Raw genomic sequence first — 21,013 nt, 5'->3', positions numbered from 1 at the left:
TGTTTTTCAAAACTTACCGGGTTTGCTTCTTTTTAGAATACTTTACGGAAACCACTCCATACGATTGGGGATAACATTATTTTAAAAAGTGGAGCAACAAAAAGACCTGGAATTTCAGGTCTTTGTTGTCGTCAAGATTACGTTCCTCTCTGAGAAAGTATATCTTAAAAATTCAATTTTGAGTTTATTGGTAAAACTACTCGTCCGGGACTCTATCTTTCCGGTATATCTTCTTATTAAAAATATAGTTTATTAAGCTTCTATCAACTTATCCGGAGTAATAGGTAAGGACCGGATGCGCTTGCCGGTGGCATTAAACACGGCATTGGCAACGGCTGGCGCCACGCCCACTAAGGCAATTTCGCCCAAGCCTTTGGAACCCATCGGGTTGGTAAAGGGATCTTTTTTATTCACGAACAAAACATCTACCTTCGGAATATCGGCATTTACCGGCACGTGGTAATCGGCTAGGTTGTTGTTAATGGGCCGGCCGAAGCGATGATCCACCACTAAATCTTCCATTAAGGCCATACCAATCCCGCCCACTGCGCCGCCGATCATTTGGCTGGCTGCGGTTTTCGGGCTGATAATAGTACCCGCATCCGCGCAGGAAACCACATGGTCAATTTTAAGCCGACCAGTGGCGGGATGCACCCGCAGTTTTACAAAGTGCATGGAGAACGAATACATAGAATATGGTTGTTCCTGTCCTTTGGATTCTTTGGTAAGTTCCAGAGCCGGCAAATTGTTTTGTTGGAACAAGTCGCTGTACGTTACTTTAACGGCAGCATTTTTCTTTAAGGCAATACCGTCGCCGGAGAAGATAAGGTCTTCGGCTTTTACCTCGGGATTTTTCCCTTTTCGGAATACCGAATTTTCTTTACTGGCCAGGGCGGCAATTTGTATTTTCAACCCGGCGCAAACATCGTGAACGGCCGAACCTACCGTAGAAGTAACGTTGGAACCACCTTGCGTTGGTCCGGGTGGCAACTGGGTGTTTCCCATTTGCACCGTAATTTTATCCGGGGTTAAGCCCATTGCTTCCGAGGCTATGGCCGTCATCATGGTAGCGGTGCCCGGTCCCATATCGTTTACCGAACATTGTAAGAGCAGTGTGCCATCTGGTTGCAATCTTCCTTTCACGGTAGCCACCCAGCGCATCGCGCCAAAAGAGCCGATACCCATGCCATACCCAACGAGCCAGTCGCCGTCCTTCACCGTTCTGGGTTCCAGTTTGCGGTCTTTCCAGCCAATTTTTTCGGCTCCCATTTGGTAACACTCTTTCAGATGTTTACTGGACCAGGGCCGGTTGTGCTCCGGATCGATATCGGCATGGTTGCGCAAGCGAAACTCAATGGGATCTATTTTTAATTTATAGGCTAGTTCGTCCATCGCGGACTCCAGGGCAAAAGCGCCCGTGGCTTCGCCGGGTCCGCGCATCCAGATAGGTGTACAAAAGTTTAACGGTACAATCCGGTAACGGGTGGTCACATTCGGGCAGGCATACATAAACTGGGTAATATTTACGGTAGCTTCGGTAAATTCTTCGTAAGCGGAAGTGTTAGCCGTTGCTTCGTGGGTTATTCCTACTAGTCTCCCATCGGCGGTAGCGCCCATACTTATTTTCTGGATGGTTTCTGGGCGATAGCCCACGTTGGTAAACATCTGCTCCCGGTGTAAGACCAGTTTCAGGGGTCTGCCTATTTTCTGAGCCCCCATAATAGCGGCAATTTCATAGGGCCAGGTGCGCAACGCCATCCCAAAAGCACCGCCAACATGCTCCGCTTGCACCGTAACGTTTTCCGGAGTTAATTTAAAAGCATCCTGGATAGACTTTTTAGTAGCTTCTACACCTTGGGTTTTGGTATAAACCGTTACTTTATCCGGACCTTCCCACCGCGCAATAATGCTCCCAAGTTCCATGGGGTTATGCACTTCCACGGGATGGTAGTATTCCTGCTCAATTTTAATTGCCGCGTTTTTATACCCCTCCGCTTCTCCGCGTTTATAATCTTCTTTTCGGGGTCCAGATGGAATTCTGGCTTTACCCAGATTCTTTTCTAATTCTGTCTGGTGAACCTCTTTCTCGTACTGAGCTTTCACCAATTTGGCGGCATCCAGTACCCGTTCGTAGGTATCCGCAATGACCAGGGCAATAGGTTGGTCGTAGTAAAATATTTCGCTGTTATAGAAAATGCGAAGCGGTTGTCCGGCCGTTTGGGGTTTAGAGGGATCTTTCCCGGTTTGATAGCCGGGAATTTTAGGCGCATTTACGTGCGTGATAACGGCTAATACCCCAGATGACCTTTCGGCACTTTTAGTATCCAAGCTTTTAATGTGGCCTTTAGCAATAGTGCTGCCCACCAGAAATCCGTAGGCTAGGTTAGGTACTTTGTGTTCCGCCGCATAAGTAGCAGTGCCGGTTACTTTGGCTCTGCCATCTACCCGGCTAATAGGATCATTTTTTTTCTGATCGAAGAAGAAATCCTTTTCCATAAATTTATCTATTAAGCTTTACCGGCAGCAATTTTTAAGGCTTCTACCAAAGTGTTGGGGGCTAATTTTAATTTAAAGTTGTTGTGGCCAAACCCGTGGGCGCCTTTTAGTGCCAGTTCCGCGGCTTGCCGGAAAGTAGCCTCCGAAGCCTTTTTCCCCTTTAAAAAGTTTTCCGTTTCGGTCAGGCGCCAAGGTTTGTGCGCTACCCCGCCCATGCCTAACCGAACATCCTGGATGGTATCTCCCTGCAAATTCACGGCCGCGGCCACCGACACTAAGGCAAAAGCATAGGAAGTACGGTCGCGCACCTTCAAATAATGGACGTGGTCTTGGTAAGAATTATCCGGAATTTCAATACCCGTAATCAATTCGCCTCTTTCCAGGGTGTTGTCTTTTTGCGGCGTATCCCCGGGCAAGCGATGAAAATTTTGGAAGGAAATCCGCCGGTCACCTTTTGGTCCGGTAACGAGTACAGCAGCATCTAAAGCTACGAGGGCGATACACATGTCGCTGGGATGTACGGCAATACACTTTTCCGAAGTCCCAAAAATAGCGTGCATCCGGTTAAATCCTTTTAAGGCCCCGCAACCGGTACCCGGCTCTCTTTTATTGCAGGGCATATCGGTATTGTAGAAATAAGAGCACCGGGTGCGCTGCATCATATTGCCACCAATAGTAGCCATGTTGCGGATTTGCTGCGAAGCGCCGGCCTGAAGCGCTAAGGAAAGCAAAGGTTGTTCTTTGCGCACTAGTTCGTTTTCCGCTACCTCGCTGTTGAGAGCCAGGGCCCCAATGTACAATTTATTACCAGTTTTTTTTATTTCTTTCAGTGGCAGATTATTGATATCGATGAGTTTTTCCGGGGTCGTTACGCCTTTTTTCATCAGGTCTACCAGGTTGGTGCCGCCGGCAATCCATTGGGCATTGCTGTCTTTACTCAGGGCCTCTACCGCCGCTTTGATAGTGGAAACCCGACTGTAGCCGAAATTAATCATACTTTTTGCCCTCCCTGTTTCACATCCACAATGGCTTTCACGATGTTAGGATAAGCGCCGCACCGGCAAATGTTGCCGCTCATGTACTCCCGAATTTCTTCCTCCGAATTAGCATGTGCTTCCCGGATGCAAGCTATACCCGACATAATTTGTCCGGGAGTACAATAGCCGCACTGAAAACCATCGTGTTTAATAAAGGCTTCCTGCATGGGGTGCAATTGGTCGCCGTTAGCCAAACCTTCAATAGTAGTGACTTTTTTGCCATCCTGCATTACCGCCAGCGATAAACAGGAAAGTACCCGCTTCCCGTCCACGTGTACCGTACAGGCTCCGCATTGCCCATGGTCGCACCCTTTTTTGGTGCCGGTTTGCCCTAGTTGCTCTCGTAATAAATCGAGTAAGGTAGTTCGGGGTTCTACGGATAATTGCTGGGCTTTACCGTTTATTTCCAGGTCCAGCGGCATCTTCTCCAAATAAGACGCAGCTTTTTCATCCCATCTTAATTCAGCGGCTTCAAGTAAGGAAGGTGGCGTAACAGCCAGAGCCGTTAGTAGGGTCGATTGCTTTAGAAAGTCCCTCCTTCCTTCATTGGGCTGCTGTTCTTCTGATTGTGGGTTAGGTGATTTTTTGCGAGTCATAACTGCAGGTATTTATTTTTTCATTAATTCGCGCACTTATTAATTCGCGCACTTTTATGTATACTATTGTCCTAGTTTAGCATTTTAGCTTAAGTGGTAAAAAGTCCCGCTTTGGAGGTAGAACTGTTAAGTTCTGCCGTATTAAAGCTGGGGCGAGGCTCCAGCCTTGTGTCCACTATCCGGTAAGCCTCCGGCCAGGCGAACCGATAAACTTTTCTCAAAGCAATTCAGTAACAATTTACTACCGGCCAGTTGCAAATCCCGAAGTATTTCGGAGAGGCCGGACGATACCTCTCACGAGCGGGACGCTCGCGATAGATAAAGCATTATTCAAAACCAGTCCTTGTATCTGACCCTGGAGTTATTAACTTTTTAAAGAGGCCATATCAATGACAAAACGATATTTCACATCACCTTTCAGCAAACGTTCGTAAGCTTCGTTAATCTGCTGGATGTTTATCATCTCAATATCAGCAGGTATTTGGTGTTCGGCGCAAAAATCCAGCATTTCTTGTGTTTCCGCAATGCCGCCGATCATAGATCCGGCGAAGCTTTTGCGCCCCGGAATAAGGCTGAAAGCCGCAACAGGTAGCGGATGTTCCGGCGCGCCTACCAGGGCCAGCGAACCATCTACCCGCAACAGCGCGAGGTAAGCATTAATATCATGTTCGGCCGAAACACAATCGAGAATAAAGTGTAATTTGCCGCGGTACGCCGCCATTTGTTCCGCGTCTTTCGATAGTACCACTTCGTCCGCTCCCAGCCTTTTGGCTTCCGCAAATTTTGATTCGGAGGTGGTAAACGCTACTACCTGGGCGCCCATTGCTTTCGCAATCTTGAGGCCCATGTGCCCTAATCCACCAATGCCGACGATACCTACTTTTTGACCGGGACCAACCTTCCAGTGACGCAAGGGAGAATAGGTAGTAATTCCGGCGCAAAGCAGCGGAGCCGCCGCGGCGGGGTCCAGGTTTTCCGGGATACGCAATACAAATTTTTCATCTACCACAATGCTTTCCGAATAACCCCCGAAGGTTGGGTTGCCGGGTAGGTGCTTGTCCGGCGAATTATACGTGCCGGTCATGCCGGGTTCACAATATTGCTCCAGTCCTTCCTGACAATACTGGCATTCTTGGCACGAATCGACCATACAACCCACGCCCACCATTTCGCCCACTTTAAATTTGCTCACATGATTGCCCAGGCTAACAACCTTGCCCACAATTTCGTGGCCGGGAACGCATGGGTACAGCGAAGGGCCCCATTCACTGCGAGCGGTATGCAGGTCGGAATGGCAAACCCCGCAGAACAGAATTTCTATTTCCACATCGTGCGGCGTTGGTTTCCGGCGGTTGATGTTCATCTGATTTAAAGGTGCCGTTGCGGCTTCTGTGCCGAAGGCTTTAATTTCTTTTACTTCCATTGTTGTGTATATTTTAGAGTGGGTATTTAAAAGAATGAAAGCCATTAATCAAAAGAGTATGGCCTGATTTCTCTTCTTACCGATTGTTTTTCCTTTGCTTACGTTAACAAAGAAATAGTAGCCAAGCTAATTTCCGGCTTAGCGCTGCCCCCTTACAAGTTTTTATGGTAAATTTTATTTTCTACAGCATAGTTCTGGCATAGAAATACCTTCACCCTTATTCTTATAAGTAAGTAGCCCGAACCTGATTTGCTTTATAGGCTTTCTGCGTTCACCAGAAGTACGGCTTGGTTTCAGGTTTTTTCAACGCATAAAGATATTGCCGCCCATACCGGGATAGGTAATGATTATCAAACCAAAAATTATGATTTTCAAACTTCCGGTACCCGCAAGAACTTGGGCTATCAGAACTTGGAGAAATGTAGATGCCGCTGCTTTTTTCCTGCCGGAATGGAGGAACATACTTTAGCTAAAAATACCCAAACGAAATTTAAATCATCAGCACCCGCTACAAGCATGGTAACTGAAAACTCATAATAAAATAATGTTGCTGGAGTTTAATTAAATACATACTCAGTATTAATTTTATTAAATTTAAGTTAAAGCAAGATAAAGAAGCAGCAACTAACTATGAATACCACAGCAAGGTAAAACCGAGTACTTAACTAGAAGGATGCTAATATAAAAAAAATAAAATAATTTAAAATTATATTATAATATTATAAGAAAAATATTAGATTTAGGCAGGATTACCAAATAGATCCTACCAGCTTTAGTGAGACGATTATTTGCTTATAGTTTACTCGCAATACATCTATTTAATATAGCTGGCTACTCCCTCCTTTTCCAATATTTTATCTACCAGACAGATACAAACCTGGTAGCGCAACTGGATTTAAATAAGTACCAGGAAAGTGAGCTAATCCAATTTAAAATACCCATTCCGGTACCTTACATTGTCGATAGACCCGATTTTGAACGGGTGGACGGACAGGTAGAGATTAAAGGTGTGTTGTATACCTACGTGAAGCGCAAGATTGAAAGAGATACCATTTTTCTGCAATGTTTGCCTAACCGAGTGACCCAACGGTTAAGCAAAGCCCGCATTGCCTTCACGAAACATATAAATGATTTGCCGCAGAGCAAAAAGAGCCAGACAGGTAGTGTTAAGAAGAGCGGCCTTTATAGCGAGTATGATTTTAAAATTCTGAATTACCAATTTGCTTCGCCAATTTTAATGGCGGTCACCTACAATTCTTATCCTGCCCAATCGCCCGTGCCCGCGGCGTTTGAGGTTCCCGGCGAGCCGCCGGAAAATCGTATTTAACCTTTCTTATCTTAATTTAGCGAATAATCTACCGGATCTTTAAGGGTGAGGTATATTTTGCCTTGTTTACCAATAGTCAAGGTTAAGAAATATCCTATCTCCCTGTTGTTCCAGGCTTATTGTGGCTACCTCAGACTATTGTGGTCTGTTGAGTAGGGCAATTGAGCTAGGCTGGCTAATTTGCTTCTGTTTGCATCCTGCAAAGCACCTCTGTTTTAAAAAGCAGGTGATTTGGGGGCGGCTATCTGTTTCATTTCTTTTATCCTTAATTTTTTATGTCCTATATTCCCCTGGAACCGCATTTGCCGGGTATTACCGGCTTGCTCGAATACCGGCAAGATTCCGCCGCACCCATCCGCTATTTAACCCAATTGTTGCTCCGCGGTCCTTCTACGCTCACCGAAGCCGAACGCGAACTGATTGCCACCGTTGTTTCGTCGGGTAACGAATGTACGTTTTGCACTACGGCCCACACGGCTGCCGCCGATCTGCTGCACGGCGATCCGCACCTGACCCAGCAGGTTAAACAAGACGTAGCTACCGCACCGGTGAGCTTTAAAATGAAAGTGCTGCTCACCATTGCGGATTTAGTGCGGCAAAGCGGACAATTAGTAACGCCCGAGATCATTGCTCAAGCCAAAGCCGCCGGGGCCACCGATTCAGAGATCCACGATACCGTGTTGATTGCCGCCTTGTTTTGCCTCTACAACCGTTACGTCGACGGGTTGGCTACTGCTTTGCCCGCGCAGCCCGCCTACTATGACCAATTGGCGCAACGTCTTGTGGACCATGGTTATACCCGCTTGCCGCAAGGCTACGATCATCTCAAAAAATAAAAAAATTTAAAAAAACATTTAAAATGAAAACAATCCTACTACTATATTTCACTTTTTTCTCTTTTTCCTTATTTGCCCAGGATACCCAACTAACCGGCACCATTACCGACGCCGCTACTAAAGAACCTTTGCGGGGAGTAAGTATTACCGTGGAAGATAAATTGATTGGCACCATTACCAACCGGGAAGGTGCATTTAATTTAACGGTGCCAAAAATAAAGCTGCCTTTTAACTTGGTAGTATCGTCGGTGGGTTTTGAACGGCAAATAGTTGCCGTTACTACGGCCAGCCAGGAACTAACCATTGCTTTGCAGCCCCAAACCGTGCAGCTCAACGAAATGGTTTTTGCGGCCCGCCGCGTAAACGAAGGGATATTAGAGTCGCCGGTAAGCATCGAAAAAATGACGACGCAAGCGATTCAGGAAAATCCTTCTTTTACTTTTTACGATGGCCTGCAACATTTAAAGGGCGTGGATGCCGTAACTAGCAGCATCACGTACAAACAGGTAAATACCCGTGGCTTTAATAGTACCGGCAATTCCCGGTTTTTGCAGTTAATAGACGGGGTAGATAACCAAACGCCCGGGCTTAATTTTTCGGTGGGCAACCAGTTTGGTGCTTCCGATATTGACTTGGAAAGCGTAGAAATCATACCCGGGGCGGCCTCGGCTTTGTACGGGCCGGTGGCTTTTAACGGGGTATTGTCGATGCGCACCAAAGATCCGTTTACCTACCAGGGTTTAACGGTGCAAGCCAAAACCGGCTTGAACCACGTGGGCGAAAACGAGGTAAACCCACAAGGTTTGTACGATTTTGCCGCCCGCTACGCCAAAGCTTTTAACAACCGGCTGGCCTTTAAACTTAACGCCTCTTATTTGTCGGGGGTAGATTGGTACGCGACTAATTTTACCGACGTAAGTGCGCAGACCGTTCCCGCGCAGCGCGGTCCCAATAATCCGGGCCGGGATGCTTTAAATATTTACGGCGACGAAGTGGCGAAACCCTTGCCAGGTATTGGGTTGGTATCGCGCACCGGTTACGAAGAAAAAGATTTGATGAATTATAATGTATACAGCCTGAAACTGAACGGGGCGGTACATTACCGGATTTCGAATAATCTGGAAGCCATTTACCAGTATAATTTTGGCCGCGGTACCGCCAGTTATACTGGGAGCAGCCGCTTCGATTTAAATAACTTAGTTTTACAAACGCACCGGGCCGAGTTAAAAGGTAGCAATTTTTTTCTGCGGAGCTACGCCGTATCCGAAAACTCCCACGATTCTTACAACACGCGCTCGCTGGCGCAGTTTATTAACCGCGACTGGGTGCAAAACCTGGATGGCCAGACGGTTTCCCCTTCAGAAGCTGACAATATGTGGTTTACCCGGTACGCTCACGCGTTTAACGGCAACGCCACCGGGGTAACGGCCGGCAACCACCCAGCGGCTCGCGCTTTCGCCGACCAGGGCCGGTTTTTACCGGGTACCGATTCTTTTAAACAGGCCAAAGATGCTTCTATTCATAATTACGGTTTAAGCGGGGCCGGCGTGTTTAGTAATAGTAAATTCTACCACTCCGAAGGCCAGTACGATTTTTCGCGTTTTACCAAGGTGGTAGAGTTACTAGCCGGGGGTAGTTTCCGGTACTACGATATGTTTACCAACGGTAGTTTGTTCGACGATAAAAATCAGAAAATTACCATTAATGAATACGGCAGTTTTGTGCAAGCCTCCAAAAAGTTATTCGACGATAAATTAAAACTTACGGCTTCGCTGCGCTACGATAAAAACGAAAACTTTGACGGCAATTTTACCCCGCGCTTTTCCGGCGTTTATGCCATCAATAAGATGCATTATTTCCGGGCCTCGTACCAAACCGGTTTCCGCAATCCCACTCCCGTCGATCAGTTTATTAAATTAAACGTGGGACCGATTACCATTCTGGGAGGAGCGCCCAAAAACAGCCGGGGCTTAAATGTGTACGAAAATTCTTTTACGGCGGCTTCGGTGGGCGCTTTCAGCGGAGCCGTTGGGACAGCAGTAGGGGGTGGTAAACCTGTTCCGCAGGCCGTAGCCGAAAACCTGAATTTATTGCAAAAGTCTGATGTGGCCTACATTAAGCCGGAGCAGCAAAAAGCATTCGAGGTAGGTTATAAAAGTTACCTGGCCAGCAAACTATTAGTAGATCTTAATTACTACTACAGCTCTTACACCGATTTTCTTTTAAATACCGTCGTGATTCAGCCCCAGAATAATGTTTACGGTCCGGATGGTAAAATTAATTTTGATGCGGGTAACGATATTTGGAACCGGAAGATGCACGCTTTTCAATTGTATACCAACGCTCCGGATAAAGTATCCGCGCAGGGCGCCGGTTTATCGCTTACTTATTTGCTGAACAAAGGCTACAATGTGGGCGGTAACGTCACCTGGGCGGATTTTAATTTAAAAAATGCGAACCGGGACAACATTGCCGCTTTTAACACTCCGGAATACAGCACCAATCTTACATTAGGCAACCCCAACGTTATCCGGGATTTTGGTTTTAACTTGGCCTGGCATTGGCAAAGTGCTTTCGACTGGTACGGTACTTTCAACGGCAACCGACCGGGCCGCATCGAAGCCTATTCCTTAGTAGATGCCCAAATTAGCAAAAAGCTGGTGAAAGCTAACTCCACCATCAAGCTGGGGGCCAGTAATTTATTTAATAATCGCGTGTATCAGGCTTACGGTTCGCCGGCCATTGGCGCCATTTACCACGTGTCCATTATTTTCAACGATCTTTTAAAATAGCGCTATGAACACCACCGTATTAAACTCCCAAGTAGCTACCGGTCAGGATCAAACCGGACAACGGTACCGGGCTATTTTGTTCGTTCTTTGTTTTATCAGCAGTGCTTTGGGCGGTACCGTTTCTACGTTGATGGCGGTTTATTTACCGGTAGTTATGAAAGATTTGCAGCCTGGAGCCAACCTTAGCGCCGGCAACGATATCAGCGGGTATATCAACGCTTTGTTTATCTTCGGTTGGGCCTTCGGTGGTTTTTCCTGGGGACTGATCAGCGATAAAATTGGGCGCAAAAAAGCTTTACTATTGGCTATTGCCTTTTACGGATTGTTTACTATTGCTACGGGGTTAGCTCCCACCTGGGGAACCGTAGTGGTTAGCCGGTTTCTGAGCGGTTTTGGGGTAGGTGGCGTACTGGTAGTTTCGTTTACCTTGCTCAACGAAGTATGGCCAGTTCGCAGCCGGGCCATTTACACGGGTATTTTGTCCATTGCTTTTCCCGTGGGGATATTTTCGGCGGGCTTGCTTAATTACACGGTAACGTCGTGGCGAGCCGGTTTTTTAATTGGTTTAGGGCCTTTAATCCTGGCTTTACTGGGCATTTGGTTCGTCCGGGAATCCGATAAATGGCTGGCTTATCGCCGCGAAAACCACCACACGGCACCGCCTTTAACCACCTTGTTTTCGGCCGCGCATCGTCCTGCTTTGCTCTTAGGTTCTTTAACTTTTGGCGCCATGCTCATTGGTTTGTGGGCGATATTTTCGTGGTTGCCCACCTGGGTACAAAGCCTGATAGCTACGGATGCCCCGCAGGAGCGGGGCCTAAGCATGATGTTCCTGGGAATGGGTGGTTTAACCGGTGGTTTTTTATCGGGATGGCTCATCCGTTTTCTGGGACAGCGCCCATCTCTCGTATTGTGTTTTGCCGTGTGCGCGGTTCTATCGTTTATTTTGTTTAAAACCAATCCGGTTTTTACGCCACTTATTTACGCCGAAATTTTGGTGCTGGCTTTGTTTTTTGGATTAAGCCAGGGCGTTTTAGCCGTATATATCCCGCAATTATTTCCAACGGGTATTCGGGCTACGGCCACGGGTTTTTGTTTTAACATTGGTCGCTTGTTCACGGCTACGGCGGTCTTGCTGGTGGGTATATTGGTGACGACGCTAGGTGGTTACGGTAACGCTATTTTTCTGTTTTCCCTGGTTTTCCTGGTAGGATTACTTGTGGTTGTATTCCTGAAAGATAAACGGGAATATACTCCTGAGGCAGAGCAATGATTCTGATCTAAAACAGTAACAGCTTGTTTCAATTAAATAATCCTAGATGGTTTTTACGGTAAAATCTTATTTTTCAATAAAGCTACCTAAAGGATAGTTGTTAGAACAATAAATCAATCGCTTACCTGGTTACTCTATTTCTAAATTTTTAAATCTGTTATTCCCTAGGAAGCTTGTTTCTAAAATGCTGTTCACCAAACAAGTTTCCTAGGGAATGATAGACCCTAATAGTTACTTCTGGCTTTAAACAAATCTACTGAATTTAAAAGTTAATAATTATGGCTCACATTAACGTTCTGGAAGGTGTTCCGGGCATTCGTTCGCTGGTCATGTTCCGGCCCGATACCGGACAGCATTTGTACGATCTGGCTCAGGTGCTGTTGCGGGGCGAGTCGCCGCTCGCGGCGGCCGACCGGGAACTGATAGCAACCTACGTGTCGCATTTAAATAATTGTATGTTTTGCCGCAACAGCCACGCGGCGGCCGCCCGGTGTTTATACGGCCCCGACAACTCCTACCACGTAGACGAGGTATTGGCCGATATGAACCAATCGGCGGTTAGCCCCAAACTAAAAGCCTTGCTACGCATTGCCGGCAAAACGCAAATACTAGGTAAAGCCGTGCTGCCCGCCGATATTGTTGCCGCCCGGGACTTAGGCGCTACGGACCGTGAAATCCACGATACGGTACTGATTGCCGCCACCTTTTGTATGTTTAACCGTTACGTGGATGGATTAGCTAGTCTCACGCCCACCGACGATGCCGCGTACGTTGCCATGGGGCAGCGCTTAGCCGAACACGGTTACGTAACTCCACAACGCTCCACAAATAATTAAAATTTTAAAAAAATGGCGCACATTGATTTACAAAACGATTTACCGGGCATTCGCGGGCTAATGGCTTACCGGCCCGATACCGCTAAACCTTTAAACGCCCTGGCCGAAGCGCTTCTCCGGTCGGACGATAACACCCTAACCCGCGGCGAGCGCGAACTAATTGGCGCGTACGTTTCTTATCGCAACAACTGTTTTTTCTGTCAGCACGTGCACGGCGCTTTGGCCGGGCATTACCTGCAATGCGATATACAAACCATTGAAGAAATTAAAAAAGATTACCTAGCAGCTGATTTATCAGACAAAATGAAAGCCTTACTGGCAATAGCCGGCAGTGTACAACAAAGTGGCAAGCAAGTAACGTCCGCGCAAATAGAGCAAGCCCGAGACCTGGGTGCTACCGACCGTGAAATCCACGATACAGTTTTAATTGCGGCGGCGTTTTGTATGTTCAACCGGTACGTAGATGGCCTGGCTACCTGGGCGCCTACTGATTTACAGTTTTACGTGAACCGGGCTCCCCAACGGGCCGCGGAGGGGTATGTGGCTACTGACCTACGCACTTAGCGGGAAGGTTTATTTCAATTATTTTTAAAATGAAAAAGCCGCCCTTTAGAATTGTTTGTAATAAACTGAAGTTCGAAATGAAGACAATTATAGGAATTGTAAGAAAGCCTAACCTCTGTAATATAGTTATTCTAGCAGGATCAAACCAGTAGGTAATCAATCAGATCTTTATAGGATAATTGAAATGCACCGTTAGAAACCTAATAAAATAATTTTATCAATCATACAAATACTATTCTTTATCCATTAGGTAATGAAGTGCTTTTTTGGCGCTAGTGCTAATAACGAAATTCCGAAGCAGAGCTAAGTAAAAGCTTTACTTATTTTTATAGCAGGCTAGCTGTATGTATTTTGCCCGGTCAGCCTTCGTTTTTTAAAATTTAAAACTTTCCGAGAGAGCGCCACATCTCCACTTCTGTTTTATATCGGTTATAAACAAGTTTTAATTCCGTACGAATCCGCATGGTAGGTCGGTTTTTTAAATTATAAGTCGGCCAAGCCGGGGCATTCTGGGCGGCACTTACTTTACCTGTAATAGCAGCTCCAACCGCGGCTAAAGAGATTTGGGAAAGAAATTGGCGTCTTTTAATGGCATTCATTTTTCTGATTTGGATAGGTTTTTAATAAAAAACAAATTGAAATGAAGAAGCCGACAAGACTTATTTAACACTATTTTTTACAACAGCCAGCCATGAAAATATTCAAATGAAATACTAGCAACAAAACGGACGGCAGCTTTGAATTTGACATAAAAAATTACTGATACAGTTGCTACAGAACATTATCTCGGGACTTTCACGAAATGAAAGTTCTAAACTTATAATCCTACCCCCTCCGAAGAGAGACATTTTACTCGATTTGGGAAATTCCTGTTTCCTTTACAGCGTAAATTGGTTAATTCCTGATTTTAACGGCAAACTTTTTCCTTTCCAAACGAAAGTACCGGTCACGGTTTTAGGTAAGTCTATGGCAACTTTCCACTTATTTTTCTCTGATTTATAATTAACTGAGATCTTACCTTGCGGATGCGGGATTGTTCCCCCGATGTTGGTGATTTCACCTAGATGCGGTTCAATTTTTACTTTTGAAAATCCTGATCCATCGCTATCAATTCCCAGAATGGTGCGGTAAAACTCAATATTCGGGCTGGCTCCCCAAGCGTGGCAATCCGAACGGGTTTTTGCTAAATCAGACGTTTCGGCCCACGTGGTTAGGCCCATTTGGATGTTTTCGCGCCATTTATTTAGCCATTTTAAATAATCGTTGCCTAAGCCGGCTTTGATTAAGGCCTGGTGTAAATAAAATTTAAAATAAATAGAGGCCGGAGCCAGGTTGGGGTTAGTGAGTAATTGATGCGCCAGAGCGGGCATTTCGGTCTGGGTGACTATACCGGTCAGTATCGCCAAAGAATTAGTATGTTGCGAGAAAACATCTTTTTCTTCCCGGTCGGAGAACAGTTTTTTCTCTTGGTCCAGGTACTTTTGGGTGATGGTATTTTTAATTGGGTGATGGTTTTTTCGTATTGTTCCGCTAATGCCGGGGTACCAAATTTTGTTTCCAGGTCGGCGGCTAATTGATAGGCCCACAGTAATTGTAAATCTAACATGGCGGAGGTACCGTTGGCGCTCATGGGGCCTGTCCCGAATTTCCATTCTTTGTTATCTACCCAATCAGTAAACATCCATTGGGGCACATTTTTTAAAGAGCCGTCGGCTTGCTGATAACTTTTAAAATAATCCAGAATCTGGCGCGTACCGCCTATTTTGCTTTTTACAAACTCCGTATCCGAACCATAGCGACTGTAATCGTGCAACATGCCGATGTACCACAACGAGAAGGTGGGAATGTACTGTGGGGTGTAAGAAGGGTGGCGACTTAACGTAACACCTTCCGGCTGCCGGGAAAAGTCGGCCTGGTTAATGGCATTTTTGACTAACCGGTCATCGCCCGTATTGTATAAGGAAATTAAGGCTTGGATGCGTCCATCCCCGATGTATTGCAACTGCTCGTAATAGGGGCAGTCCATGTAGGTTTCGGTAGCGCAAAGCCGGGCGGTACGCCAGCCAATGTTGAGTATTTTATTTATTTCTTCATTGCTTGTTGTAGCGGAAGCTTTCAACTCGAACGGATAACCCGTAAACGTGCCGTAAAAATCATTTATGATTAAAGGCTGAGTTTGGGTTGCAATTTTCAATTGCACATAGCGGTACGTCCGGTAGGTTAAGGACGTAAATTTTTGTTCAGTAGTACCATCCGAGATAACGCTATCGGCCCGACCGAAGAATTGCATCTCTTTGGTTTCGTTCCGGTTTCCTTTAACCGGAAATTTGGCAAATAAGGTTTCGGCGTACCGTACCGTTAGAGCGGCGCCTTTGCCACCACTGTAAAACAGGTTTGGGTAGGCATTGGTTAAATGAGTCTGGTCTAATAAGATGGTAACGGACGAATTGGCGGGAACGGAAATGGCGGTTTTTTGCACTGGAAAGCCTTTGGGTATTTTTATGCCGCCCTCTGCCGATATGAGTTTGGTTAACCGCTCCTCCTTCAATTCCATTTGGGGTATGCCGGATGGCACCAGCATCCAGCCATTCGTGGTACCGAAAGGCCCCAGAAGGGTTTTGGGCAAACCATTAAATATTTGCTGCGCTTTTTGCCAGTTTTTATCATCAAAATTTATGCTTTGCCACAACTTAGGCTGATTGGCCATATTCCGGATTTCACCGGCGCCGGCTACGTAGTAGGTCCGGGCCTTAAATTGTAACGGCGCATAACTTTTATCCCGCGCACATTTCCAGGTGCTGTTGGTATTTACAATTGATTCCATAGCGGTAGCGCCCTGCAAAATAAAGCCCGTCCGAAATGAGATTTGCGCTTCCGGTTTGTATTCTCCTTCGTTCCAGACTTGGGCCGCTATAATATTTTTACCGGCTTTCAGGTAGTTGGCTATATCTACCGTTTCAAAATTCCAATGGCTTAAATCGCCCCGGGCAGGGCCTAAAGAAATCAGTTTTTCATTCACAAATAACTTGTACCGGTTATCGGCGGAAATATGAATAGTAAAGGTAGTTGGCTTGGCGTTTAGCTCCACCGTTTTCCGGAACAGGTACACGCCATAGCCATCCGGAGATGCATCCGGAACGGTAAGCCAAAAGGCTGGCCACCGTTTTTGTAAAATATCCGGGTTTATGTTTTGTGCGAATGAAAAAGGGGCAGAAAGCACTAGAAAAGCAAGCAAAATACCGGCTATATATTTTTTTCCCATAACGAGGTTAGTAGATAGTTGGAACCTTGTAATTAACAGGATAAATTGAAAAATACTATCCTGTACTGTCGGCTTGTCCTATTTCTGCTTAGAGAAGGGTTAGTTTAAGAGAATGCCTGCTAACCAGAATAAAAATCTAAAAAATAGCAAGGTGATTCGTGCCCAAAGGGGATAACATAAAAAGGAGCAATCATTATCAAAAATAATTGCTCTTCTTCCATCTAAATGAAAGAGGGCCTACTTATTAAAATTTCATTTAAAATGGCCGTACTGCTCATCGCTGACCTTTTCCATCCAATCAACCGGCTTACCATTAAGACTTTCCTGAATGGCAATGTGCGTCATGGCGGTAGTGGCGGTGGCGCCGTGCCAATGTTTCTCTCCGGGCGCAAACCAAATGACATCGCCGGGACGGATTTCTTCAATGGGGCCACCTTCGCGCTGCGCCCAACCGCAACCGGAGGTAACAATTAATGTCTGGCCGAGCGGATGTGTGTGCCAGGCCGTTCGGGCACTCGGTTCAAAAGTAACCTGGGCCCCACCCGCCCGCGCCGGGTCATTTGCCTGAAACAAGTAATAAATCCGTACGGTACCGGTAAACCAGTCTTCGGGTCCTTTCGCTGAAGGCTGCGTTCCAATTCTTTTAATTTCCATTGGTATTTTTTGTTTTTGATTTTAGCTGCTAATGAATAATAATCATTATGCATTAACCTAAGGTTCCTTATTTTAGAGTAAGCTACTTGCCTTGATGCTTACTGGCACGAATACTGGATCCAACACTATCCCCGGAATATTTTCTATTAATTTTTTTAATTATTACTCTACTTCAAAGGTAATCTTAACATTTCCCGAACCCAAAGCAGCCGTAAGCCCCGCCACATCCTGAATGCGGCCCAATTTGGTGTAGTTGTAAGAAGTGGGAAATGATTTGTAAAAAAGCACCAGAGTTTTAGAACCATACAGCATTAAATCGCCGGTTTGAATGGTTCCGGGATTAGCGGCGTTAACCAGTAGGCTGGCTGCTAAATCAAAAAATTTTTCGTTACCATTCAGCTCACTCATATTTAAAGTTAAAGGCAACAAAGCTTTAAAGGCGGTTGCCGTAGCATTACCGTACAGGATGGCGGTAAAAGTACGGGTACCAATTTTTATTCTCATTTGCCTGCCAGTTGGGTTAGGATTGTTGTTGTTATTGTTTGCTACGTTTGGATTACCGGGTGCCGAGCCGTCTTTATCACATGAGGCAAAACTTGCAGAAAAGAATAAAAGAGGGAAAATAATTAATAGTAAATGTTTCCTAACAGTTAAGCTTTCCTAGGCTATTCTTTAATTAGCATTACTGTATTCTTCGTTTGTAACGGGGTGCAACCATTTCACAATTCCTTTTTCGGTATTCGGAAGGATGTACAGTTGCTGCAATCCGGTATCAGGGCTGGCGCCGTGCCAATGCATGACATTAGGCGGGCATTTTATTACATCTCCTTTTTTGATGGTTTGCCGGGGCTGGCCTTTTATCTGGTGGTAACCCACGCCATCGGTAATTACCAGTATTTGCCCGGCCGGATGAATATGCCAATTGCTGCGGGCGCCCGGTTCAAAATAGACATTGCCCATTAAGGTGTTGTAAGTAGTGTCGTTCGGAACTAAGCTGTAAGCCCAGGCCTTACCGGTAAAGTTTTCTGCTGGGCCTAATTCTCCTTTCGGGAAAATAGCATTTGTTTTAGGGGAAGCGGATTGTTTTTTTACCTGGGCCTCACAATTGATGCTGAACAAGGTTACCATACCCAAAATGACTAACATGTAATTTTTCATAATTAATTATTTTAAATTTTGCTTATTTTCCAATGGCTGAACCATAGGCGGGTGTTTTTTCTTTTGGCGCCGGCTTACCCGCTTTCAAGTGTTCGGTGAAGAAGGTTGTTAGTTTATCAAACGGAATTACGTTAGTTTGGTCGTATAAGTCCACGTGACTGGCATTGGGGATAATTACTAACTCTTTGGGCTCGGCGGCAGCTTGGTAAGCCTCTTCTGAGAAATACCGGGAGTGGGCCTTTTCACCGGCAATGAGTAAAATTAGCCGGGGAGAGATTTCTGGGAGGTACGTCAGCAGCGGCATATTCATGAACGATAGCGGATTGGTAGCTGTCCAGGCGCCATTGGAGTTAACCGAGTTGGGATGAAAACCGCGGGGCGTTTTGTAATAATTAAAATAATCCACGACGAATGGAGGTTCGTTGCCTTGTAACTTTTCCGGTAGATTATTGGTGGATGGAGCCGGGGTTCCCTTCGCGGCATCGGCCCAACGTTGTTGGCTTATTTGTTCCAGCATTTTCGTGCGTTCTTCTAAAGTCAGCTTATCAAAATAGCCTTTGGCCATTACCCGCGACATATCATACATGCTAGTGGTGGCCACCGCTTTCACGCGTTTGTCCACGGCTACTGCGTTCAGAGCCATGCCCGCGTAGCCACAAATCCCGATGATGCCGATGCGGTTGCGGTCAATTGTAGGTTGCAGACCCAGAAAGTCCACGGCGGCACTGAAATCTTCGGTATTAATATCCGGCGAAGCCACGTTACGCGGTTCGCCACTGCTCTCCCCGGTATAAGACGGGTCGAACGCGAGCGTAGCAAAACCCCGTTCGGCCATGGCTTGGGCATATAGTCCGGAGGCTTGTTCTTTTACTGCCCCAAACGGGCCGCTAATGGCTAGGGCCGCCAAAGGTTCATTGCCCCGATTTTTGGGCAAGTATAAATCGGCCGCAATCGTAATGCCGTAACGGTTTTTGTAGGTAACGGCTTGCCGGGTAACTTTGTCGCTTAACTGAAAGGTGTAATAATCTTTATTTTGGGTCTTTATCATTGTTTTTGTTTTTTCTGATTTTCCATTTTGTTTGGTTTGGGCATAAGCCTGTTCCCAAAGCATCAGGGACGCAAGGGCTAAAAGGGATATTCTTTTCATGATTTTTAAATTAATTGGTCCGGCCGATATGGTTGAACAGTAAATGATTATTCTATTGTTTTAAGGAATTTGGCAGGAATACCGCCTACCACGGTATTCGCCGGAACATCCTTAGCAACCACGGCTCCGGCCGCCACAACTGCGTTTTCCCCAATGGTTACGCCGGGCAAAATGGTAGCCGCCGCCCCAATCCAGGCATTGCGTTTAATGACAATTGGCTTACAAATAAGCGCTCTGCGGTTGGCAGGATCTAAAGGATGGTTCTCGGTGATGAGGTTTACTTTTCGTCCTAGTAGCACGTGGTCTTCCAGGGTAATGCCACCCATGTCTAAAAAAGAACAGGCATGGTTGATAAATACGTTTTTGCCTAGCTGGGTAAACCGGCCAAAATTGGTGTAAAAGGGAGCAAAAATAGTTGTGCTTTCATCCAGTTCACTACCAATAATTTGGCTCAATCGCTCCCGGATTTGGTTAACGTCCGTAGAAGAGTTAAGGGCTGCGGACAGCTGGATGGTACGGGAAACGATTTCCTGTATTTGTGGATATTCAGGATCGTCCAGACGAATGGGCTCCCCGGCTTGCATTCTTCTAAAAATGCCGCTTCCGTTATGATTTAAGTTATTTTGTTCTTCTAACTTTTCCATTGCTCCTGTATTTCTTAATACACGGCAAAGGTACGTCAGCCATTACCCGGGTGGGTAATAAAAATCAAACGGATAATTAAGAATTTCAAACTTCCTGTGCCCGCAGCGATTTGGGGTTAGTCCCGGTTATCCGTTTGAAGTAATTATTAAAATAAGTAGGGTATTCAAAGCCCAGCGCATAAGCAATATCCGAAATATTCCAGTTGGTATGCTGCAAAAGCGCTTTTGCTTCACTAATAATGCGTTCGGCGATGTGGGCGGTAGTAGGCTTGCCGGTTACTTCCTTTACGGCCCGGTTTAAGTAATTGACGTGCACATGTAAATTATTGGCGTAGTCCTGGGCCGTTTTTAACTGCAAGGGCCGGTCGGTGGTTTCTACCGGAAACTGTCTTTCCAAAAGCTCCAGAAATACCGCGGTAAGGCGGGAAGCCGCATTCTTGTTTTGGTCGTAGTTTTCCGAAGGTTGCAGTTTTAAGGCTTCGTGAATAATCAGGTGGATGTAATTCCGGATAAGATCGTCTTTATAAGCGTAATCCGTTTGTTGCTCCTCCATCATTTTTTGAAAGATGGTGTTCAGGAAATCGCGCTGCTGTTCTGAGATGTTTATAATAGGAGTACCGCCGATCTTAAAAAAAGGGGAATGTTGCAAGCTTTCGGAGCGGTCGGATAATTTTAAAAATTCTTCCGAAAAAAGCACGGTATAACCTACATAGCTGGTAGAAATGGTTTCCCAGGAATAAGGAATATGCGGATTGCCAAAAAACAAAACCGTGCCCTCGGCTTCAAAACTCCGGTCGGCGTAGTGGATGGCGCTTTTACCGGTAGTCAGACAAATTTTATAAAAGTCCTTGCGGCTGTAAATGCGGGTAGCCGCCCCGTCGCTTTCTATCTGAAACACATTAAAACCTTTTAGCTTCAACTCAGAATTAAAATCTGAAACCGCACGCACTACCTTATTTTCCATGGGA

At 45.9% G+C, this 21,013-nt stretch carries 19 protein-coding genes; 6 read left to right on the top strand and 13 right to left on the bottom strand.

All coding sequences use genetic code 11. The annotated features are described in order from the left end of the window. Positions 1-252: 252 nt before the first annotated feature. The 4 genes from AHMF7605_RS03795 to AHMF7605_RS03780 form a co-directional block, all read right to left on the bottom strand. Positions 253-2,496, bottom strand: a complete 2,244-nt coding sequence (locus AHMF7605_RS03795) for a xanthine dehydrogenase family protein molybdopterin-binding subunit (protein ID WP_106926600.1) — start codon at positions 2,494-2,496, stop codon at positions 253-255. A gap of 11 nt (positions 2,497-2,507) precedes the next feature. Then, positions 2,508-3,491 carry an FAD binding domain-containing protein gene (locus AHMF7605_RS03790; protein WP_106926598.1) on the bottom strand — a complete coding sequence of 328 codons (984 nt, stop codon included), beginning with the start codon at positions 3,489-3,491 and terminating at the stop codon, positions 2,508-2,510. Next, positions 3,488-4,129 carry a (2Fe-2S)-binding protein gene (locus AHMF7605_RS03785; RefSeq protein WP_106926596.1) on the bottom strand — a complete coding sequence of 214 codons (642 nt, stop codon included), beginning with the start codon at positions 4,127-4,129 and terminating at the stop codon, positions 3,488-3,490. The genes AHMF7605_RS03790 and AHMF7605_RS03785 overlap by 4 nt, the downstream gene beginning before the upstream one ends. 364 nt (positions 4,130-4,493) lie before the next feature. Beyond that, positions 4,494-5,552, bottom strand: a complete 1,059-nt coding sequence (locus AHMF7605_RS03780; protein ID WP_106926594.1) for an NAD(P)-dependent alcohol dehydrogenase — start codon at positions 5,550-5,552, stop codon at positions 4,494-4,496. A gap of 775 nt (positions 5,553-6,327) precedes the next feature. Between AHMF7605_RS03780 and AHMF7605_RS03775 the strand changes: the two genes are divergently transcribed. The 6 genes from AHMF7605_RS03775 to AHMF7605_RS03750 all read left to right on the top strand — a co-directional run bounded on the left by AHMF7605_RS03775 (position 6,328) and on the right by AHMF7605_RS03750 (position 13,180). Then, positions 6,328-6,879 (top strand): hypothetical protein, encoded by a 552-nt coding sequence (locus AHMF7605_RS03775; RefSeq protein WP_106926592.1) that lies wholly within the window; start codon positions 6,328-6,330, stop codon positions 6,877-6,879. A gap of 275 nt (positions 6,880-7,154) precedes the next feature. Next, complete coding sequence (locus tag AHMF7605_RS03770; protein ID WP_106926590.1) at positions 7,155-7,715, top strand: carboxymuconolactone decarboxylase family protein; 561 nt, start codon at positions 7,155-7,157, stop codon at positions 7,713-7,715. A 23-nt stretch (positions 7,716-7,738) separates the two neighbouring features. Beyond that, on the top strand, positions 7,739-10,507 hold the full coding sequence (locus AHMF7605_RS03765; protein WP_106926588.1) for a TonB-dependent receptor: 2,769 nt from the start codon (positions 7,739-7,741) through the stop codon (positions 10,505-10,507). A gap of 4 nt (positions 10,508-10,511) precedes the next feature. After that, on the top strand, positions 10,512-11,780 hold the full coding sequence (locus tag AHMF7605_RS03760) for an MFS transporter (protein ID WP_106926586.1): 1,269 nt from the start codon (positions 10,512-10,514) through the stop codon (positions 11,778-11,780). 278 nt (positions 11,781-12,058) lie between these two features. Continuing rightward, positions 12,059-12,616, top strand: coding sequence for a carboxymuconolactone decarboxylase family protein (locus tag AHMF7605_RS03755; RefSeq protein WP_106926584.1), 558 nt, complete (start codon positions 12,059-12,061; stop codon positions 12,614-12,616). Positions 12,617-12,628: 12 nt separating this feature from the next. Continuing rightward, positions 12,629-13,180: a carboxymuconolactone decarboxylase family protein gene (locus tag AHMF7605_RS03750; RefSeq protein ID WP_106926582.1), complete on the top strand. Its 552-nt coding sequence runs from the start codon at positions 12,629-12,631 to the stop codon at positions 13,178-13,180. A gap of 380 nt (positions 13,181-13,560) precedes the next feature. Here the strand turns inward: AHMF7605_RS03750 and AHMF7605_RS03745 are convergent, their stop codons facing one another. From AHMF7605_RS03745 to AHMF7605_RS03710, 9 genes are all read right to left on the bottom strand, one after another. After that, positions 13,561-13,779: a hypothetical protein gene (locus tag AHMF7605_RS03745; protein ID WP_106926580.1), complete on the bottom strand. Its 219-nt coding sequence runs from the start codon at positions 13,777-13,779 to the stop codon at positions 13,561-13,563. Positions 13,780-14,058: 279 nt separating this feature from the next. Next, positions 14,059-14,586, bottom strand: coding sequence for an alpha-L-rhamnosidase C-terminal domain-containing protein (locus tag AHMF7605_RS30105; protein WP_199200191.1), 528 nt, complete (start codon positions 14,584-14,586; stop codon positions 14,059-14,061). Further along, positions 14,574-16,442, bottom strand: coding sequence for an alpha-L-rhamnosidase-related protein (locus AHMF7605_RS03740; protein WP_199200190.1), 1,869 nt, complete (start codon positions 16,440-16,442; stop codon positions 14,574-14,576). The genes AHMF7605_RS30105 and AHMF7605_RS03740 overlap by 13 nt, the downstream gene beginning before the upstream one ends. A 252-nt stretch (positions 16,443-16,694) precedes the next feature. Then, positions 16,695-17,096, bottom strand: a complete 402-nt coding sequence (locus tag AHMF7605_RS03735) for a (R)-mandelonitrile lyase (protein WP_106926578.1) — start codon at positions 17,094-17,096, stop codon at positions 16,695-16,697. A gap of 162 nt (positions 17,097-17,258) precedes the next feature. After that, positions 17,259-17,600: a cyclophilin-like fold protein gene (locus AHMF7605_RS03730; protein WP_158267448.1), complete on the bottom strand. Its 342-nt coding sequence runs from the start codon at positions 17,598-17,600 to the stop codon at positions 17,259-17,261. Between the two features lie 168 nt (positions 17,601-17,768). Further along, on the bottom strand, positions 17,769-18,254 hold the full coding sequence (locus tag AHMF7605_RS03725) for a cupin domain-containing protein (RefSeq protein ID WP_106926574.1): 486 nt from the start codon (positions 18,252-18,254) through the stop codon (positions 17,769-17,771). A gap of 22 nt (positions 18,255-18,276) precedes the next feature. After that, a complete protein-coding gene (locus AHMF7605_RS03720) occupies positions 18,277-19,401 on the bottom strand; it encodes an alpha/beta hydrolase (protein WP_106926572.1) in 1,125 nt (374 codons plus the stop codon). A gap of 47 nt (positions 19,402-19,448) precedes the next feature. After that, on the bottom strand, positions 19,449-20,045 hold the full coding sequence (locus tag AHMF7605_RS03715) for a DapH/DapD/GlmU-related protein (protein WP_106926570.1): 597 nt from the start codon (positions 20,043-20,045) through the stop codon (positions 19,449-19,451). A gap of 85 nt (positions 20,046-20,130) precedes the next feature. Then, positions 20,131-21,009, bottom strand: coding sequence for a helix-turn-helix domain-containing protein (locus tag AHMF7605_RS03710; RefSeq protein ID WP_106926568.1), 879 nt, complete (start codon positions 21,007-21,009; stop codon positions 20,131-20,133). Positions 21,010-21,013: the final 4 nt, after the last annotated feature.

Origin of the sequence: Adhaeribacter arboris, assembly GCF_003023845.1 — a bacterium.
Classification (GTDB): domain Bacteria; phylum Bacteroidota; class Bacteroidia; order Cytophagales; family Hymenobacteraceae; genus Adhaeribacter; species Adhaeribacter arboris.
Note: the sequence above shows the minus strand (reverse complement) of the source record. Positions and strands in the feature narration are given on the sequence as shown.

What these genes read in the sequence shown, in the direction of transcription:
- AHMF7605_RS03795 (WP_106926600.1), bottom strand. Translation starts at nt 2,496, where the DNA reads ATGGAAAAGGATTTCTTCTTCGATCAGAAAAAAAATGATCCTATTAGC.
- AHMF7605_RS03790 (WP_106926598.1), bottom strand. Translation starts at nt 3,491, where the DNA reads ATGATTAATTTCGGCTACAGTCGGGTTTCCACTATCAAAGCGGCGGTA.
- AHMF7605_RS03785 (WP_106926596.1), bottom strand. Translation starts at nt 4,129, where the DNA reads ATGACTCGCAAAAAATCACCTAACCCACAATCAGAAGAACAGCAGCCC.
- AHMF7605_RS03780 (WP_106926594.1), bottom strand. Translation starts at nt 5,552, where the DNA reads ATGGAAGTAAAAGAAATTAAAGCCTTCGGCACAGAAGCCGCAACGGCA.
- AHMF7605_RS03770 (WP_106926590.1), top strand. Translation starts at nt 7,155, where the DNA reads ATGTCCTATATTCCCCTGGAACCGCATTTGCCGGGTATTACCGGCTTG.
- AHMF7605_RS03765 (WP_106926588.1), top strand. Translation starts at nt 7,739, where the DNA reads ATGAAAACAATCCTACTACTATATTTCACTTTTTTCTCTTTTTCCTTA.
- AHMF7605_RS03760 (WP_106926586.1), top strand. Translation starts at nt 10,512, where the DNA reads ATGAACACCACCGTATTAAACTCCCAAGTAGCTACCGGTCAGGATCAA.
- AHMF7605_RS03755 (WP_106926584.1), top strand. Translation starts at nt 12,059, where the DNA reads ATGGCTCACATTAACGTTCTGGAAGGTGTTCCGGGCATTCGTTCGCTG.
- AHMF7605_RS03750 (WP_106926582.1), top strand. Translation starts at nt 12,629, where the DNA reads ATGGCGCACATTGATTTACAAAACGATTTACCGGGCATTCGCGGGCTA.
- AHMF7605_RS03745 (WP_106926580.1), bottom strand. Translation starts at nt 13,779, where the DNA reads ATGAATGCCATTAAAAGACGCCAATTTCTTTCCCAAATCTCTTTAGCC.
- AHMF7605_RS03740 (WP_199200190.1), bottom strand. Translation starts at nt 16,442, where the DNA reads ATGGGAAAAAAATATATAGCCGGTATTTTGCTTGCTTTTCTAGTGCTT.
- AHMF7605_RS03735 (WP_106926578.1), bottom strand. Translation starts at nt 17,096, where the DNA reads ATGGAAATTAAAAGAATTGGAACGCAGCCTTCAGCGAAAGGACCCGAA.
- AHMF7605_RS03730 (WP_158267448.1), bottom strand. Translation starts at nt 17,600, where the DNA reads ATGAGAATAAAAATTGGTACCCGTACTTTTACCGCCATCCTGTACGGT.
- AHMF7605_RS03725 (WP_106926574.1), bottom strand. Translation starts at nt 18,254, where the DNA reads ATGAAAAATTACATGTTAGTCATTTTGGGTATGGTAACCTTGTTCAGC.
- AHMF7605_RS03720 (WP_106926572.1), bottom strand. Translation starts at nt 19,401, where the DNA reads ATGAAAAGAATATCCCTTTTAGCCCTTGCGTCCCTGATGCTTTGGGAA.
- AHMF7605_RS03715 (WP_106926570.1), bottom strand. Translation starts at nt 20,045, where the DNA reads ATGGAAAAGTTAGAAGAACAAAATAACTTAAATCATAACGGAAGCGGC.
- AHMF7605_RS03710 (WP_106926568.1), bottom strand. Translation starts at nt 21,009, where the DNA reads ATGGAAAATAAGGTAGTGCGTGCGGTTTCAGATTTTAATTCTGAGTTG.